The sequence below is a fragment of the Nonomuraea sp. NPDC004186 genome (genome assembly GCF_053603495.1).
Genome location: NZ_JBSGFQ010000120.1, coordinates 1 through 16,177, shown reverse-complemented (window position 1 = coordinate 16,177; position 16,177 = coordinate 1). Strand labels below are relative to the sequence as shown.

At 70.6% G+C, this 16,177-nt stretch carries 15 protein-coding genes; 9 read left to right on the top strand and 6 right to left on the bottom strand.

Annotated elements, in window-relative coordinates:
* The first annotated feature begins 45 nt into the window (after positions 1 to 45).
* Positions 46 to 1,455 (top strand): NAD-dependent malic enzyme, encoded by a 1,410-nt coding sequence (locus ACWEPL_RS53740; protein ID WP_363962815.1) that lies wholly within the window; start codon positions 46 to 48, stop codon positions 1,453 to 1,455.
* Between the two features lie 332 nt (positions 1,456 to 1,787).
* Here ACWEPL_RS53740 and ACWEPL_RS53735 read toward each other — a convergent pair whose 3' ends face one another.
* The 4 genes from ACWEPL_RS53735 to ACWEPL_RS53720 are packed head-to-tail and all read right to left on the bottom strand — an operon-like array spanning position 1,788 to position 6,147.
* Complete coding sequence (locus tag ACWEPL_RS53735; RefSeq protein ID WP_350730072.1) at positions 1,788 to 2,267, bottom strand: hypothetical protein; 480 nt, start codon at positions 2,265 to 2,267, stop codon at positions 1,788 to 1,790.
* 36 nt (positions 2,268 to 2,303) lie between these two features.
* Positions 2,304 to 3,854, bottom strand: coding sequence for a glycerol-3-phosphate dehydrogenase/oxidase (locus tag ACWEPL_RS53730; protein WP_364266368.1), 1,551 nt, complete (start codon positions 3,852 to 3,854; stop codon positions 2,304 to 2,306).
* A gap of 11 nt (positions 3,855 to 3,865) precedes the next feature.
* On the bottom strand, positions 3,866 to 5,338 hold the full coding sequence (gene glpK / locus ACWEPL_RS53725) for a glycerol kinase GlpK (protein WP_363962816.1): 1,473 nt from the start codon (positions 5,336 to 5,338) through the stop codon (positions 3,866 to 3,868).
* 56 nt (positions 5,339 to 5,394) lie between these two features.
* Positions 5,395 to 6,147: an IclR family transcriptional regulator gene (locus ACWEPL_RS53720; RefSeq protein ID WP_350730077.1), complete on the bottom strand. Its 753-nt coding sequence runs from the start codon at positions 6,145 to 6,147 to the stop codon at positions 5,395 to 5,397.
* A 159-nt stretch (positions 6,148 to 6,306) separates the two neighbouring features.
* On the opposite strand from ACWEPL_RS53720, the gene ACWEPL_RS53715 reads away from it, so the two are divergent.
* Positions 6,307 to 6,927 (top strand): TetR/AcrR family transcriptional regulator, encoded by a 621-nt coding sequence (locus ACWEPL_RS53715; protein ID WP_350730078.1) that lies wholly within the window; start codon positions 6,307 to 6,309, stop codon positions 6,925 to 6,927.
* 1 nt (position 6,928) lies between these two features.
* Here the strand turns inward: ACWEPL_RS53715 and ACWEPL_RS53710 are convergent, their stop codons facing one another.
* On the bottom strand, positions 6,929 to 7,438 hold the full coding sequence (locus tag ACWEPL_RS53710) for a hypothetical protein (protein ID WP_363962817.1): 510 nt from the start codon (positions 7,436 to 7,438) through the stop codon (positions 6,929 to 6,931).
* A gap of 111 nt (positions 7,439 to 7,549) precedes the next feature.
* Here ACWEPL_RS53710 and ACWEPL_RS53705 point away from each other — a divergent pair, with 111 nt between their 5' ends.
* On the top strand, positions 7,550 to 8,128 hold the full coding sequence (locus ACWEPL_RS53705; RefSeq protein WP_355207305.1) for a YqgE/AlgH family protein: 579 nt from the start codon (positions 7,550 to 7,552) through the stop codon (positions 8,126 to 8,128).
* Here ACWEPL_RS53705 and ACWEPL_RS53700 read toward each other — a convergent pair whose 3' ends face one another.
* Positions 8,129 to 8,746: a TetR family transcriptional regulator gene (locus ACWEPL_RS53700; RefSeq protein WP_363962818.1), complete on the bottom strand. Its 618-nt coding sequence runs from the start codon at positions 8,744 to 8,746 to the stop codon at positions 8,129 to 8,131.
* A gap of 150 nt (positions 8,747 to 8,896) precedes the next feature.
* Here ACWEPL_RS53700 and ACWEPL_RS53695 point away from each other — a divergent pair, with 150 nt between their 5' ends.
* The 6 genes from ACWEPL_RS53695 to ACWEPL_RS53670 all read left to right on the top strand — a co-directional run bounded on the left by ACWEPL_RS53695 (position 8,897) and on the right by ACWEPL_RS53670 (position 16,088).
* A complete protein-coding gene (locus ACWEPL_RS53695; protein WP_363962819.1) occupies positions 8,897 to 10,492 on the top strand; it encodes a DHA2 family efflux MFS transporter permease subunit in 1,596 nt (531 codons plus the stop codon).
* Positions 10,493 to 10,581: 89 nt separating this feature from the next.
* Positions 10,582 to 10,845: a DUF3039 domain-containing protein gene (locus ACWEPL_RS53690; protein ID WP_435054276.1), complete on the top strand. Its 264-nt coding sequence runs from the start codon at positions 10,582 to 10,584 to the stop codon at positions 10,843 to 10,845.
* Positions 10,846 to 10,934: 89 nt separating this feature from the next.
* Entirely contained in the window at positions 10,935 to 11,807 is an 873-nt protein-coding gene (locus ACWEPL_RS53685) for a zinc metalloprotease (protein WP_452441083.1), read from the top strand.
* 25 nt (positions 11,808 to 11,832) lie between these two features.
* A complete protein-coding gene (locus ACWEPL_RS53680) occupies positions 11,833 to 13,215 on the top strand; it encodes an MFS transporter (protein ID WP_355207294.1) in 1,383 nt (460 codons plus the stop codon).
* A gap of 82 nt (positions 13,216 to 13,297) precedes the next feature.
* Positions 13,298 to 14,212 (top strand): hypothetical protein, encoded by a 915-nt coding sequence (locus tag ACWEPL_RS53675; protein ID WP_452441082.1) that lies wholly within the window; start codon positions 13,298 to 13,300, stop codon positions 14,210 to 14,212.
* 124 nt (positions 14,213 to 14,336) lie between these two features.
* Entirely contained in the window at positions 14,337 to 16,088 is a 1,752-nt protein-coding gene (locus tag ACWEPL_RS53670; RefSeq protein ID WP_363962823.1) for a DEAD/DEAH box helicase, read from the top strand.
* The last annotated feature ends 89 nt before the right edge of the window (positions 16,089 to 16,177 follow it).

Sequence of the window (16,177 nt, the reverse complement as noted above, 5' to 3'; positions counted from 1 at the left end):
CCTATCATGGGGGAATTCTTGGTCAGTCCCGAAGGAGCGATTGACGTGGCGACCGTCCCGAGTGTGTCGTACTCCATCACCGTGCGTCTCGAGGTGCCGGCCGGCGGCAAGGCCGTCAGCCAGCTCACCCACGCCGTAGAGTCGGCCGGGGGCGTGGTCACAGCCCTCGACGTCACCAACGCGGGCCATGAGAAGCTCCGCATCGACGTGACCTGCGCGGCCAGGGACACCGACCACGCCCAGGCCATCGTCGACCAGCTCGAGGCGGTCGAGGGCGTCGTCATCCACAAGGTGTCCGACCGCACGTTCCTCATGCATCTCGGCGGCAAGATCGAGATGAAGTCCAAGGTGCCGCTGCGCAACCGCGACGAGCTGTCCATGGCCTACACCCCGGGTGTGGCGCGCGTGTCGATGGCCATCGCGCGCAACAAGGAGGACGCCCGGCGCCTGACCATCAAGCGCAACACGGTGGCCGTCGTCACCGACGGCTCGGCCGTGCTGGGCCTGGGCAACATCGGCCCCGAGGCCGCGCTGCCGGTCATGGAGGGCAAGGCGGCGCTGTTCAAACGCTTCGCGGGCATCGACGCCTGGCCGATCTGCCTCGACACGCAGGACGTCGACGAGATCGTCCGCACGGTGCAGGTGATCGCGCCCGGGTTCGGCGGGATCAACCTGGAGGACATCGGCGCGCCGCGTTGCTTCGAGGTGGAGCGGCGGCTGCGCGAGCTGCTCGACATCCCCGTCTTCCACGACGACCAGCACGGCACGGCGATCTGCGTGCTCGCGGCGCTCACCAACGCGCTGCGGGTCGTCGACAAGGACATCGAGACCGTCAAGATCACCATGGCGGGCGCGGGCGCGGCCGGCAACGCGGTGCTGCGCCTGCTGCTGGCCGCCGGCGCGCGCAACGTGGTCGTCTGCGACTACCTGGGCGCCGTCCACCGCGGGCGTGACGACCTCGACGAGTCGCTGCAGTGGATCGCCGACCACACCAACGCCGAGGGCTACTCGGGCGACCTGCGGGGGGCGGTCAAGGACGCCGACGTCTTCGTCGGCGTCTCGGCGCCGGGCATCCTGACGGGCGACGACATCGCGACGATGGCCAAGGACGCGGTGGTGTTCGCGCTGGCCAACCCGGAGCCTGAGGTGTCGCCGGACGACGCGCGCGAGCACGCGGCCGTGGTGGCCACGGGGCGCTCCGACTACCCCAACCAGATCAACAACGTGCTGGCCTTCCCGGGCGTCTTCCGGGGGCTGCTGGACGCGCAGGCCAACGGGGTGACGCAGGAGATGCTGCTGGCCGCGGCCGGCGCCCTCGCCGCCGTCGTCACGCCGGAGGAGCTGGGCCCCAACTACATCGTCCCCAGCGTCTTCCACCCCGACGTGGCGGGCGCCGTCGCCGCCGCGGTGCGCGAGTCGGCGGGTGGCCGGGCGCGCGGCTTCACCGAGGCATAACAAGCATCGTTCTTTACGGCGGAGCACGGGCGGCGCCGACCGCCGCCCGTGGCGTGAGAAGCATCGTTTTTTACGGCGGAGCACGGGCGGCGCCGACCGCCGCTCGTGGCTGAGGGCCTCCAGGGGGACGGCCGCTGACCCGCACGTGGCCGGCCGCCGCTACGGCGATCCTTTGACCGGCTCCCTGGCACCCGTCCCGCCGCCCGCGTTGCGCCGGGTTCCACCGTGCGCCCGTCCCGCCGTGCGCGTTGCGCCGGGATCCGCCGGACGGGCTGTTCGCCGCACCGCCGCGCGTGAAGTGGTCGCCGGACCCGGGACCGGGAGGTGGGGTGTCAGGCGGGTTGGGTGGTTATGGCTGGGATGAGGTGGTAGCTCTCCTGGAAGACGAGGTTGTGGGCGTCGCCGGCGGCGATCGCGCGTAGCGTGTCGAGCTGGGCCTCGGCGTCCGCGCGGCCGAAGACGTTCAGCGGCCAGTCCCCGACCGTGTTGCCCCGCAAATGCGGGTGGTGGAAGTCGCAGCCGTAGTGGGCGACGATCGCGATCGGCTGGTTGTGGGTGGCGCGCTGTTCCGGCCACGTCAGCGACCACATCGCGTTGAGCCCGCCCTCGCGCGACCGGGTGACCCCGCTGGCCACCACCTCACCGGTGCCGAGCAGCAGGTCGGCGTTGAGCTCGTCGAGGGCTCTGCGTGCCACCGGGTCGAGCAGCTCGGCCGCCGTGGCGAAAACGTGTTCCTTGTCCTCCCGCGTGACGGCCCCTCCGTGGTCGCCGTCACGCAGGTCGCGGAAGTGCCTGAGCAGGGCTTCGTTCATCGGAGTGCACATGACTACCCCCTGCCCAGATCCGGGTCAGGTGAGCAGGGCGGCGATGCGATCGCGCACGTCAGGCGTGTCGAGCCCGCGTACCGTCAGCGTCGTGCGGCGGCGTACGACGTCGTCCACCGTGGCCGCCCACTCGCGGTCGCGCGCGTAGACCGCCTGGGCCCAGATGTCGGGGCCGTCCGGGTGGATGCGCTCGCCGAGGGCGGGGTCCTCGCGGATGAGCCGGGCCAGGTCGAACGCGATCGACCCGTAGTGCGTGGCCAGGTGCCTGGCCACCAGCGGATCCATGCGCGCACCCGGGTCGCGGTCGGTCCACAGCCGCAGGGCCACCGCGTCGGGGCTGGCCAGGCCCGGCAGGGGTACGGCGGGCAGGATGTCGGCCAGGTCGTCGCCCAGGGGCCGGCCGGGCAGGTGGGCGAGCGTGTCGAGGACGTGCCTGCCGATGTGGCGATAGGTGGTCCACTTGCCGCCCGCGACCGAGAGCATGCCGCCCGCCCCCCTGGTCACCACGGTCTCCCGTTTCGCGGCCGTCACCTGCCCGGGGCCGCCGGGCAGGACGCGCAGCCCGGCGAAGGCGTAGGTGATGTCCTCGCGCCTGAGCTGGGCGTCGCGTACGGCGTGGCCGGCCTCGTCGAGGATCTGCGCGATGTCGGCCTCGGTGGCGCGCACCCCGCCCGGATCGCCCTCGTACGCCTCGTCCGTGGTGCCGAGCAGCAGGTGGTCCTCCCACGGGATGGCGAACGACACGCGGTACTTGTCGATCGGCGTGGTCAGCGCCGCCTTCCACGGTTCGTGGCGGCGCAGCACCAGGTGGGCGCCCTTGGACAGCCGGATGCTCGGCGCGGCGTCCGGGTCCTCCATGCGCCGCAGGTGGTCCACCCAGGGCCCGGTGGCGTTCAGGACGAGCCGGGCGGAGACCCCGAACTCGGCCCCGTCGAGCCGGTCGCGCAGGTCGGCCCCCGTGACCGTGCCGCCCGTCTTGCGCAGCCCGACGACCTCGGCGTGGTTGAGCACGACCGCGCCCGCGTCCGCGGCGGCCCGTACGGTCATGACAGCGACGCGGCTGTCGTTCATCTGGTGGTCGCCGTAGACGGCGGCCGCCCGCAGCCCCTCGGTACGCAGCGCGGGCACCTTGGCCAGCGCCTGGTGGGGCGTGATCACCTTGCCCATGCCGTCGCCGAACACCGACAGCGCCGAATACAGGAACACCCCCGCGCCCAGCTTGGCCGCCCCGTGCGGCCCGCCCTTGTAGATCGGCACCAGGAACGTCAGCGGCTTGACCAGGTGCGGCGCGATGTCGGCGGCCAGGGCGCGGCGCTCGCGGTGGTTCTCGGCGACCAGCCGGACGTTGCCGGTCTGCAGGTAACGCAGGCCCCCGTGGACGAGCTTGGAGGAGGCGCTGGAGGTCGCGCCGGCGAAGTCGCCCGCGTCGACCATCGCCACCCGCAGCCCGGCCTGCGCGGCCATCCAGGTCACGGAGGTGCCGAGGATGCCGCCGCCGATCACGAGCAGGTCGTAGGCGGTGCGCGAGAGCTCCTCACGGGTCTGCGCGCGGTCTGCGGCGGTCGTCGTCGTCATTGCCCCACTCCCTACTGCTCGACCCAGTCGAGGGTCCGGGCCACGGCCTTCTTCCAGTTGCGGTATTCGTGCTCGCGCGCGGCCTCGTCGATGGCCGGGCGCCACTCGGCGGCCTTGTGCCAGTTGGCGCGCAGGCTGTCGACGTCGGGCCAGTAGCCGGTCGCCAGCCCGGCGGCGTAGGCGGCGCCCAGGGCGGTGGTCTCGGCCACCATGGGCCGGATCACCGGCACCGCGAGGACGTCGGCGAGGGTCTGCATGAGCAGGTTGTTCGCGGTCATGCCGCCGTCGGCGCGCAGCGTGGTCAGGTCGAGCCCGGAGTCGGCGTTCATCGCGTCGACCACCTCGCGGGTCTGCCACGCCGTGGCCTCCAGCACGGCCCGCGCGATGTGCCCCTTGGTGACGAACCCGGTCAGCCCCGCGATCACGCCGCGCGCGTCCGAGCGCCAGTGCGGCGCGAACAGCCCCGAGAAGGCCGGTACGAAGTAGCACCCGCCGTTGTCGTCGACCGTCCTGGCCAGCGTCTCGATCTCGGCCGCGCTGGAGATCAGACCCAGGTTGTCACGCAGCCACTGCACCAGCGACCCGGTCACCGCGATCGCGCCCTCCAGCGCGTACGTGGCCGGGCCCTCGCCGATCTGGTAGCCGACCGTGGTCAGCAGGCCGTGTTTGGAGACGACGGGCTCGTGGCCGGTGTTCATCAGCAGGAAGCTGCCGGAGCCGTAGGTGCTCTTGGTCTCGCCGGGCGCGAAGCACGTCTGGCCGAACAGCGCCGCCTGCTGGTCGCCGAGCGCCGAGGCGACGGGGACGCCCGCCGCGGTGCGGCCATAGACCTCGGCGGACGGGCGGATCTCCGGCAGCATCGCGCGGGGCACGCCCAGCGCGTCGAGCAGCTCGTCGTCCCAGGCCAGCGTGTGGATGTTCATCAGCATCGTACGGCTGGCGTTGGTCACGTCGGTGACGTGGCGGCCGGTGAGGTTCCACAGCAGCCAGCTGTCCATCGTCCCGAACAGCACCTCGCCGCGCTCGGCCCGCTCCCGCAGCCCGTAGGCGTCCAGCAGCCAGCGGATCTTCGGCCCGGAGAAGTACGTCGCCAGCGGCAGCCCGGCCTTCTCCTTGAACAGCCCCTCGTGCTCGGCCAGCGCCCGGGTCAGCTGGTCCGTGCGGGTGTCCTGCCAGACGATCGCGGGGCAGACGGGCCGGCCGGTGGCCCGCTCCCACAGCACGGTGGTCTCGCGCTGGTTGGTGATGCCCAGCGCGGCGATCTGGCCGTCCTCGATGCCGGCGCCGCTGACGGCCTCGGCCAGCACGCCCTGCACGGCCTGCCAGATCTCGGCCGCGTCGTGCTCGACCCAGCCGGGTTTGGGGAAGATCTGGCGGTGCTCGCGCTGGGCGACGGAGATGATGTTGCCGGCCTGGTCGAAGACGATGCAGCGGCTGGAGGTGGTGCCCTGGTCGATGGCGGCGACGTATTGAGTTCGAGGCACGGGGTTCCTCGCTTGGTTCTGGTTCGGCAATGCCGAACGAATGCTATTTCGTGGTCTTAGGGATGTTCAAGTGAGCGGGTGATCGCGCGGGCGGCGTCCCGTACGTACGAGACGAACTCCATGTGCAGGGCGCCGTCGGGGGCCAGCCGCTCGACGGCGCCGCGGATGCCGATGGCGCCCACCACCAGGCCGCGCGGGTCCTTGATGGGCGCGGCGATGGCCACCTCGCCCTCGGTGAGTTCCTCCGTCTCGGAGGCCCAGCCGCGCGTCCTGACCAGGCCGAGCTCCTTCTCCAGCGCCGCGGGGTCGACGATCGTGTTCTTCGTGTACGGCTGCAGCGGCGGCGCGGGCGGCTCGCCGTACGGGTCGTGGGCGAGCAGGACCTTGCCGAGCGCGCTGGCATGGGTCGGCAGGTATGTGCCCACCTGGAGCGTCTGCATGCTGTCGTCGGGCCGGAACACGTGGTGGATCACCAGCACGTGGCCCTCGTGGAGGGTGCCGATCCAGGCGCTCTCCCTGCTGCGCCCCGCGAGGGCGTCGGCCCAGTTGATGGCGCGGGTGCGCAGCTCGTTGACGTCGAGATAGCTGCTGCCGAGATGGAGCAGCGTGGCGCCGAGCCGGTACTTCCCGCTCGCCGGGTCCTGCTCGACGAACCCGACGTGGACCAGCGTGCGCAGGATGCCGTGCAGCGTGCCCTTGGGCAGGCCCAGCGCCCTGGCCAGCTCGGCCACCCCGAGCTGGCGCGGCCCCGAGGCCAGCAGCCTCAGGATCGCGGCCGCCCGCTCGACCGACTGAATCGTCTCTCCCACAGCCCGCACCTTAGCGCAGATTCGTTCGGTATTGCCGAACGGTCGAAGGGATGGAACCGATCTTCGCATGGCCGCGTCCAGAAGGTGGGGGAAATGCGCCGTCAATCCTTAATGGGATGACAGTTCCGTTAAAATGGAACGTTGCGACAAGGAGCGTAGATGGACCAACCTTCCCGTTCGGCGGGAACCGTGCGGCCAGGGGGCCGCACGGCGCGGGTGCGCGCGGCCGTCATGGAGGCCACGCAGGACGAGCTGGTCGAGCACGGCTTCCATGGCCTGACCATGGACCAGGTGGCGGCCAGGGCGGGTGTCGGCAAGACCACGGTCTACCGGCGCTGGGGGAGCAGGGCGGGCCTGGTCACCGATCTCATGACCGAGCTGGCCAACCAGTCCACGCCCCATGCCGACACGGGCGGCGTCGAGGCCGACCTGCGGGCCAACGCGCTGTCCGTACTGGGGGCGATCAACGACGGGCGGCTCGGTGCCACGTTTCAGGCGGTGATCGCCGCCGCCACCAGCGACGAGCAGGCCGCCGGCGCGCTGCGCGCCTTCTACCTGCGCAGGATCGCGGAGTGGGCCAACGTCGTGGACCTGGCGGTCAAGCGGGGCGAGCTGCCCGCGGGCACCGACGGCGCGGAGGTGATCCGCGCGATCTCCGCCCCGCTCTACTACCGGCTGGTGGTCACCAGGGAGCCGGTGACCGAGCAGGACGCGGAACGGTCCGTGGCGCGCACGCTGGCCGCCGCCAGGGCCGGCGCGTTCGTCGTGGAAGAGCCCTAGCTCACGGGGTCGAACGCGGCCAGATCGAGCCGTACCACCACAGGATGCCGCCCACCACGATCAGGCCGCCCGCCGTCGCCAGCTTCCCCATGAGGTCGGCGGGCGGGCCGGTGAAGGGCAGGTTGTCCAGGTGGTGGCCCCAGGGGCAGTCGTTCTTGACGCGGCTGGAGTCGACGAGCGTTTCCCGCTGCGGGTCACCCAGCGAGTACGCCTCCACGTCCGCGGTGCTGCCCTTGGCCACCGGCACCTGCCTGACGATCGACTTGTGGGCCGGGATGGCCCCCTTGGCCACGCTGACCCCGTCGGCCTGGACGTCGAAGCGCGCGGCCTCCTGGGTCAGGTTGTGCAGGGTGACGTGCGCGCGCCCCGAACGGCAGTGAACGTCGTCCACCGTCATCGTGAACGGGTCGCCGTGATCCTCATGCCAGGGCCACGCCTGCGCGCTCTGGGGGAGGAACAGGACCGCACAGACCGGTAGTGCGGCCAGCACGAGACGTGTCCTGATATGCATGAGCTCCCCCCAACGAGTGATCTTTGCTACAGAAGGTGCCCAAGTGGCCACGAAAAGTAACATCGACGCACTGGGGGAGCGCGAGCCTCGGGAACCCTTCATGATGGAGGTATGGCGGAAGCGATCTACGTCGGCGGTTTGTTGGTGGCGACGCCGCTTCTCGACGACCCCAACTTCCGGCGTAGCGTCGTGCTGATCCTCGAACACGACCACGACGGCGGCACCCTGGGAGTGGTGCTCAACCGGCCGAGCGACATCTCCGTGACCCAGGTGCTGCCCGTGTGGGATCCGCTGGTGACCGGGCCCTCCGTGCTCTTCGAGGGCGGGCCCGTGCAGACGGACAGCGCGCTCGCGCTGGCGGCGGTCCCCAGCGGCGAGGAGCCGCTCGGCTGGCGCAGGCTGCACGCGGGCACCCCGGCCGTCTCCAGCCTCGGGACGGTGGACCTGGACGCGCCGCCCGAGATCCTGCAGGGGGAGATCGCGCAGATGCGCATCTTCGCGGGGTACGCGGGCTGGTCGTCGGGCCAGCTGGAGAGCGAGATCGCCGAAGGCGCCTGGTACGTGGTCGACTCGGAGGCCGGCGACACCTTCCACGCCGATCCCCGCGCGCTCTGGCGGCACGTGCTGCGGCGGCAGCCCGGCGAGCTGGCCTTCGTGGCGACCTGCCCGGACGACCCGACGATGAACTGACTAGCGGTCCCAGCCGGGCCGCAGCGAGCGCTCGGCCAGCTCGATGGTCTCCGCCATCCGCTGCGTGATCTCCGGCAGGCCGCTGTCGCGGCGCGGGCACTCGAAGCCGACGCGCAGGGTGCAGGCGGCGAACGCCACGATCAAGGGCGTGAGCATGTCCTCGTCAGGGTCCACGCCCCTGCGTGCGGCGATCACCTCGATGAGGCGGCGCTCGGTCGCCGCGCCCCTGGCCACGGACATGCCCACCAGCCTCGGGTGGTCCTCCATGAGCCGCCGCAGCTTCAGGAACCTCGCCCTGTCCTCGCCCGTTGAACCCTCCAGGTCGCCGACGACCGCGCGCATGGCGTGCATGAGCGAGGTGAAGGACGACTCATCCTCCGGGCGGGACGCCAGCGTCTCGAGCATGATCTCCTCGCCGTGGTCGTGGTGCCACAGCGCCAGGTGATCCTTGCTGTTGAAGTAGCGGAAGAAGGTGCGCGGGGAGATTTCGACGGCCCCCGCGATCTGCTCCACCGTGGTCGACTCGTATCCTTGTTCGAGGAACAGGTCGAGCGCGGCGTCGAGGATCGCCAGGCGCGTCTTCTCCTTCTTGCGTTCCCGCAGACCCACAGCAGTCACTCCCTCGAAACCTTTCTGTCACAGTGTGCCATAAGTCATAGGACGACGAATAAAACTCGTTTGTCATTAGTCAGCGACTGTCATAGATTACCTGAGGCTTACGAGATCTATGCCCTGGTATGGGGCGGTTCGTGTACTTAGGGGGACTTCATGGCTCACGCGAAGGCGGTGGATGCGCCGTCATCGCACGGCCCGGTGAAAACGGGGGCCGGCGGCAATCCTTGGCTCGTGCTGCTGGCGGTCAGCTTGGGCGTCATCATGGTCATGCTCGACGGCACGGTCGTGGGCATCGCCAACCCGTCGATCCAGGCCGACCTCAAGGCCTCGCTGTCCGACCTGCAGTGGGTGACCAGCGGTTACCTGCTGGCGCTGGCGGTGTTCCTGATCACCGCCGGCAAGCTCGGCGACCTGTTCGGGCACAAGCGGGTCTTCCTGATCGGCGTGGCGGGGTTCGCCATCTCCTCGGTGGGCATCGGACTCAGCGCCGAGCTGGCCGACATCATTCCCGGCCTCTCCCCGGTGGGCGCGCTGATCGCCCTGCGGGTGCTGCAGGGTCTGTTCGGCGCGCTGCTCCAGCCGGCCGCCCTGGCGCTGCTGCGTGGAGCGTTCCCGGGTGAGAAGCTCAACCAGGCCATGGGCGCCTGGGGTGCGATCATCGGCCTGTCCAGCGCCGCCGGCCCGATCGTGGGCGGCCTCCTGGTCGAGAACGCGAGCTGGGAGACGGTCTTCTTCATCAACGCCCCCGTCGGCCTCGCCGCCCTCGTCCTCGGCACCATCCTGATCAAGGACAACCGCGCGCAGACGCTGGCGCGGATCGACTGGCTCGGCGTGCTGCTGCTGTCCGGCGCGATGTTCTCGCTCGTCTGGACGATCATCAAGGCTCCGGAGTGGGGCTGGGGCGACAGCACGACGCTGACCTTCGCGGGCCTGTTCGTGGTGCTGATCGGCGCGTTCATCTTCTGGCAGAGCAGGGCGAGCCAGCCGCTGGTGCCGCTGTCGCTGTTCAAGAACGCCTCGATCTCCATCGGCACCGTGCTGATGATGATGGTCGCGTTCGCCATGTTCGGCGCGATGTTCTTCCTCGGCTTCTTCTTCCAGGGCGTGCACGGCCTGTCCCCGCTGGAGGCCGGCCTGCGCATGCTGCCGATGAGCGCCGGCATGATCGTCGCCTCGCCGCTGGCGGGCATGGCGATCGGCAGGCTGGGGCCGAAGATCACGATGGCCACGGGCCTGCTGATCACCGCGTTCTCGATGTTCCTCATGTCCCAGCTCAGCATCGACGCGTCGTTCATCGAGAGCGGCATCCCGTTCCTGCTGCTGGCCTTCGGCATGTCGCCGGTGTTCGTGGGCGCCACGGAGATCATCGTGGGCAACGCCCCGGTCAACCTGACCGGCGTCGCGGGTGGCTTGCAGCAGTCGGCCATGCAGGTCGGCGGCGCGCTCGGCACCGCGATCCTGGGCGCCGTGATGGCCGGTGAGATCTCCGACAAGCTGCCCGGCTACCTCGGCCCGGCGGCCCAGGCCATCCCGCCCGCCCAGCTGACGGGGCTGGAGAAGGCCGCCGCGTTCGGCTCCGTCCCGCCCGGCCTGCCGCAGCAGATCGGCGACGCCGTGCACAACGCCTTCATGGACGGCATGCACGTGGCCTTCCTGGTCAGCACCGGCATCGCGGTGCTGACGGCCGTACTGACGCTGTTCGTCAAGGCCGGCAGGAAGACCGAGGGCGCGCCCGTCCACATGGGCTGAGCCTGATTCCACGTACGGCCCCCGCCACGCGGCGGGGGCCGTATCGCTGTATGGGGGACCTGGTCGTCGTCGGGCATAAACTCTGTGGGGTGAGCACGACGAAGATCCTCCCAGAGCAGGAGACCACGCCCCGGACGTCGCACGGCGACGGCGATCACGAGCGGTTCGCCCACTACGCGGACAAGCACAAGATCACGGAGAGCATGGTCACGGGCACGCCCATCCGGGCGCTGTGCGGCAAGGTCTGGGTGCCCAGCCGCGATCCGAAGAAATATCCGGTATGCCCGGAGTGCAAGGAGATCTACGAGGGCCTGCCCCCGGGTGGCGGCGACAGCGGCGACAACAAGCAGTGAGTGTTGCTGACCGGTAATCTCCCCAGGTCAAGCTACGGTCGGTAGCCAGACCGGCTCGATACGTAGTGGGGGATTGCATGGTCCGGCGCGTGACCGCCGTCTCGTTGGCATGTCTGCTCGCGGTCGGGTTCACGCCGCCGCTCCGTCCCGAGGCGGCGCAGGCGTCGCGTTGCGCGGGCCACGTCCCCCGCAGGACGGGGCCGCGCTCGCCCAAGCCCGAAGACGTGGCCAAGGTCCTCGTCGAGCTGGGCAAGCGGCTCGCCGGCGTGACGACGCCCACCCAGGTCACCGTGTCCACGCGCGTGCACGTCATCACGCGCGGTGAGCGCAAGGTGACCGACGGCGACGTCAGGGCCCAGATCGACGCGCTCAACTCCGCGTACGGCGGCACCTACGGCGGCGTAGACACCGGCGTGCGCTTCCGCCTGGACGGCATCTCGGTCACCGACAACGCCCTGTGGTTCAACGACCCCGTCGGCAACGAGCGGCCGATGAAGGTGGCGCTGCACCAGGGCGGCGCCGACACGCTCAACCTCTACATCGCCCAGCTCAGCGAGCAGATGCTGGGCTTCGCCAGCTACCCGTACTGGTATGACGAGACGCCCAGGCTGGACGGCGTCGTGATCGACTGGCGCAGCCTGCCCGGCGGTGCGATGACCAACTACAACCGCGGCTTCACCGGCGTGCACGAGATCGGGCACTGGCTCGGCCTCTTCCACACGTTCGAGAACGGCTGCGAGCTGCCCGGCGACGGCATTGCCGACACCCCGATGGAGGCCCGGCCGACCGAGGCCTGCCCGGCGGACAAGGACAGCTGCGCGCAGCACCCCGGCCTGGACCCGGCGCACAACTTCATGGACTACGCGCACGACAAGTGCATGTCGGAGTTCACCGCGGGGCAGGCGGAGCGCATGCACCAGATGTGGGCGGTGTACCGGACCGCGACCACCCCGGCAGCCTAGATTTCCGGCAAACTACGATATGTAGGTGACAGGTCCAAAGGCACTCGACACTCCCTACGAATCCACCCGCATCCTCAGCCCCGAATACCGCGTCGCGACGGTCGGCATCGTGCTGACCATCACCCTGGTCGCCTTCGAGGGCATGTCCGTCGGGGTCGTCATGCCGGCGGTGGCCCACGAGCTGAACGCCCTCGACCTGTACGGGATCAGTTTCTCCGCCTTCCTCATCGCCAGCCTCTTCGCGAACGTGGTGGCGGGCCTCTGGTCGGACCGCCGCGGCTACCAGCTGCCGTTCCTGTCGGGGGTGGTGCTGTTCGTGGCGGGGATGGCACTGGCCGGGGCGGCGCACTCGGCGGGGATGTTCCTCGTGGCGCGGGCCGTGCAGGGGCTGGGCGCGGGCGCCTCGATCGTGGCGCTGCTCGTGATGATCGCGCGGGTCTATCCGGAGGCCCTGCGGCCCAAGGTCTTCGCGGCCGTCTCCGCGGCCTGGGTGGTGCCCGCCATGGTGGGGCCGGCCGTGGCCGGGTTCGTGGCCGTGCAGTGGGGCTGGCGGTACGTCTTCTACGGGATCATCCCGCTGGTCGTGCCCGCGCTGGTGATGCTCGTGCCCGCGCTGCGCATGCCGTCCTCCTCCCATGAGCCGTCCACCGGCCCGCGCTCCAGGCCGGTCGCGATGACGCTGGCCGCCACCGCCACGGCGGGCGGGGCCGGGGCGCTGCTGCAGGGCGTAGACCTCCTGCACAGACGCCCCGTGGTCGGGGCACTGGAGGCCGTCGCGGGCCTGGCGTTCCTGGTCTACGGGCTGTACCGGCTGCTGCCTCCCGACGCGCTGCGGTTCGCGCGCGGGCTGCCCACGACCGTGCTGATGCGGGGCTTCTTCTCGGCCGCCTTCTTCGGGGTGAACTCCTTCATCCCGCTCGCGCTGCAGGAGGTGAAGTCCTTCGACCTCAAGCTCGCGGGGATCGCGCTGACGACCGGGGCGCTGGGGTGGTCCGCGGGGTCGTTCCTGCAGAGCAGGCGGGAGGGGGAGGCGTACAGGCGGATCCGGCTGGGGGCGGGGTGCGTCACCGTCTCGATCCTGATCTGCATGCTGTGCGTCGTTCCCGGGGTGACCGGCTGGGTCGCGGTGCCCGCGTGGATCGTGGCCGGGTTCGGGATGGGGTTCGGCATGACCACGGTCAGCGTCACCGCGTTGCGGCAGTCCCCTCTGAACGAGCAGGGGGCGAACTCCGCCGCCCTGTCGGTCACGGACATGCTCGGGTCCGCCCTGGCGATCGGGGTCGGGGGCGCGCTGGTCAATCTGATCGGTCACGCCCCGGACGAGATCGCCACCGGATTCGTCGTGATCTCGTTCCTCATGGCCGCCGTCGCCCTCGGCGCCACGCTCCTCGCCGGACGCACCCGCTGATTTCCGCCCCTCCTGTCACACCGATCACGGTTCTCCTGACCATCGCCGCGCGGGGTGATAGGACAGCGGTCAGGGAGGTGCCATGGAGGATGACACCGAGGACGACCGCCGGGTCTGGCCGCCTCAGCCCGCTCCCAGGCATCGCCGTACTCCTCCGCGGTACGCGTGGGGCGCGCCCCACGAGGAGGAGCCGCGGCTGGGGCGCACGGGCCCTCTTGAGGCCGTGCCGGACCCCGACCCGGAGCCGGTACGGCGGCATGCCCGGTCCAGCGGTCCTGAGCCGGTCCGCGGCGAGCCCGACCCGCTGGACCTCGGGCCCGAGGAGCCGTGGAACCCGCAGATCCGCAGGACCGCCTCGTACGGCCTGGACCGCGAGTTCGAGCCCTGGGAGTCGCTTCCCCCGTCCGCGCGCCTCTACGGCTCTCCGGCGGACCCCGGGCGGCGCACGGGCGTGTCCGGGAGGGCGCTGCGGCGCTGGGTGGTCGTGTCGGTGGCCCTGCTGGCAGGCGTGGGCCTGGTGGCGGGGGCGACCGTCGTGGTGCTGCGGATCACCGCGCCTTCGGCGGAGAGCGGGCAGCTGAGCGACTCCCTGGCCAAGGTTTCGGTGGCGCTGCCACAGGGGTGGAGCCAGGCGCCGGTGCCGCCCGTGACGGGCTTCACCTCCGTGGCCAGGGACGGCGGCGGCGGGCTCGTCATGGCCAGGCCGGTCACAGGGGCCGTGGCGGACGCCAAGAAGGCCACGGCGGAGGCGGCGGAGCTCTACTCCCGGCTGCTGCTCAAAGGAGACCGGGTGACCGTCGTCGAGGACAAGGAGCTCCCCGGAGGACACACCCGGGCGCTGCGGGCGGAATATCAGGATGTGGCCAACCGGCCGGCGTTCCTGAGAGTGACGCTTCTCACTCGCGCGGGCTCCGCGGTCATGCTCCTCGGGCTGCTCCAACCCGAGGAAACCGCACGCAGACAGGCCCTCGACACGGTCATGACGAAGATCAAATGACCCGCATAGCACGCGGGGAAGAGCTTGGCCAGAATCCTCAACTCACGGCACGTCTTGTCGGTCGGCCCGATTACTATCGGGTCACTGTGAGAGAGCGAAGCACACCAACCCCAGAGGTGATGCGGTGAGCACCTTCGCCGCGTCCCACCTTTCGCCTTCCTATCCCGACCGAGCAGCATGGGGCACCGCTCCCAAGCTCCGCGCGTGGCAGCAGGAGGCGTTCGACCTCTACTTCAGGCGCGAGCCGCGTGACTTCCTCACCGTGGCGACCCCGGGCGCGGGCAAGACGACCTACGCCCTGCGCATCGCCAGCGAGCTGCTCGCCAACGGCGTGATCAGGTCGATCACGATCGTCACGCCCACCGAGCACCTCAAGCGGCAGTGGGCCGACGCCGCCGCGCGGGTCGGCATCGGCATCGACCCCGAGTTCAAGAACAGCCAGGGCACGACCTCGCGCGACTACACCGGGGTGGCGGTGACGTACGCGCAGGTCGCCATGCACCCCGCGCTGCACAGGGCGCGCACGGAGGCGCGCAAGACGCTGGTGATCTTCGACGAGATCCACCACGCGGGCGACGCCAAGTCGTGGGGCGACGGCGTGAGCGAGGCGTTCGAGCCCGCCACGCGCCGCCTCCAGCTCACCGGCACGCCGTTCAGGTCCGACGACAACCCGATCCCGTTCGTCGGCTACGAGGAGGACGCCGAGGGCCTCAAGCGCAGCGTCGCCGACTACTCCTACGGCTACGGCCCCGCGCTCGACGACGGCGTCGTGCGCCCCGTCATCTTCCTGGCCTATTCCGGCGAGATGAAGTGGCGCACGCGGGCGGGCGACGAGATCGCCGCGACGCTCGGCACGCCGCTCACCAAGGACCAGCTCTCGCAGGCGTGGCGGGCCGCGCTCGACCCGAAGGGCGACTGGATCCGCCAGGTCATGCAGGCCGCCGACCGGCGGCTCACCGAGGTGCGCAGGGGCGTGCCCGACGCGGGCGGCCTGGTCATCGCCACCGACCACGAGACGGCCCGGGCCTACGCCCGCCACCTGCGCAACATCACCGGCGAGGGCGCCACCGTGGTCCTCTCCGACGACCCCGGCGCGTCGAAGAAGATCAAGCAGTTCGCGGCCTCGCCGGACCGCTGGCTGGTGGCCGTGCGCATGGTGTCGGAGGGCGTCGACATCCCCCGCCTGTGCGTGGGCGTCTACGCCACCTCCACCTCGACACCGCTCTTCTTCGCCCAGGCCGTGGGCCGCTTCGTGCGGGCCCGCAAGCGCGGCGAGACCGCCTCGGTCTTCCTCCCCTCGGTGCCCACGCTCATGGGGCTGGCCAACGAGATGGAGGTCGAGCGCGACCACGTGCTCAACAAGCGGCCTCCCGAGGACGGGCTCGACGACAGCCTCCTGGAGCAGGCCAACCGCCAGAAGGACAATCCCGACGTCCTGGGTGACGAGCTCCCGTTCGAGACGATGGAGACGTCGGCCACGTTCGACCGGGTGCTGTTCGACGGCGGCGAGTTCGGCACGGGCGCGGCGGTCGGCTCGGCGGAGGAAGAGGACTTCCTGGGCCTACCCGGGCTGCTGGAGCCCGACCAGGTGGCGACGCTGCTGCGCAAGCGGCAGTCCGACCAGCAGGCGGCCAGGCGCAAGCAGGAGGAGGAGCAGCCGCGCGAGACGCTGGCGCCGCACGAGCAGATCGCGGACCTGCGGCGCGAGCTCAACGGCCTGGTGGGCGCCTGGAACCACCGCACGGGTCAGCCGCACGGGGTCATCCACTCGGACCTGCGACGCTCGTGCGGCGGGCCGCCGATCGCGCAGGCGACGGCGGAGCAGATCCAGGAGCGGATCGACACCATCCGCCGCTGGGCCACCCAGCGCCGCTAGCCCCGTTTTCCGCACGTGAGGTTGTTTGAAGATCGCCAGGTTGCTGTGGTGATCGTTATCGCGGTATGACCTGGCTGGTGAGACAGCGT

Excerpts from the sequence above, each read along its gene's own strand:
- ACWEPL_RS53705 (WP_355207305.1), top strand. The coding sequence starts at position 7,550 with ATGGCGGAAGCGATCTACGTCGGCGGTTTGTTGGTGGCGACGCCGCTT.
- ACWEPL_RS53710 (WP_363962817.1), bottom strand. The coding sequence starts at position 7,438 with ATGCATATCAGGACACGTCTCGTGCTGGCCGCACTACCGGTCTGTGCG.
- ACWEPL_RS53730 (WP_364266368.1), bottom strand. The coding sequence starts at position 3,854 with ATGACGACGACGACCGCCGCAGACCGCGCGCAGACCCGTGAGGAGCTC.
- ACWEPL_RS53675 (WP_452441082.1), top strand. The coding sequence starts at position 13,298 with ATGGAGGATGACACCGAGGACGACCGCCGGGTCTGGCCGCCTCAGCCC.
- ACWEPL_RS53695 (WP_363962819.1), top strand. The coding sequence starts at position 8,897 with ATGGCTCACGCGAAGGCGGTGGATGCGCCGTCATCGCACGGCCCGGTG.
- ACWEPL_RS53735 (WP_350730072.1), bottom strand. The coding sequence starts at position 2,267 with ATGAACGAAGCCCTGCTCAGGCACTTCCGCGACCTGCGTGACGGCGAC.
- ACWEPL_RS53715 (WP_350730078.1), top strand. The coding sequence starts at position 6,307 with ATGGACCAACCTTCCCGTTCGGCGGGAACCGTGCGGCCAGGGGGCCGC.